General features: G+C 48.6%; 1 pseudogene. It reads left to right on the top strand.

Going from position 1 to position 286, the window contains the following annotated elements:
- Positions 1-286: pseudogene (locus AB4585_RS29480) on the top strand (thymidine phosphorylase); the annotation flags it as partial.

Genomic DNA, 286 nt, shown 5'->3' with positions numbered 1-286 from the left:
GTAGATAACATCTCACTGATCACTGCCTCTATTTTGTCTAAGAAACTGGCCGCAGGGCTTGATTCATTAGTGATGGATGTGAAAGTGGGTTCTGGCGCTTTCATGCCAACCTACGAAGCCTCTGAAGAACTCGCACGTTCTATAGTGGCTGTTGCTAACGGCGCTGGCACAAAGACGACTGCTATTCTTACCGATATGAACCAAGTGTTGGCATCTTCTGCAGGTAACGCAGTAGAAGTGCGAGAAGCCGTTCGCTTCTTGACGGGCGAATATCGTAATCCACGTC

Origin of the sequence: Vibrio sp. 10N.222.49.C9 (assembly GCF_041474985.1) — a bacterium.
GTDB classification, from domain to species: domain Bacteria; phylum Pseudomonadota; class Gammaproteobacteria; order Enterobacterales; family Vibrionaceae; genus Vibrio; species Vibrio crassostreae_C.
This window is presented reverse-complemented; position numbering and strand designations above follow the sequence as displayed.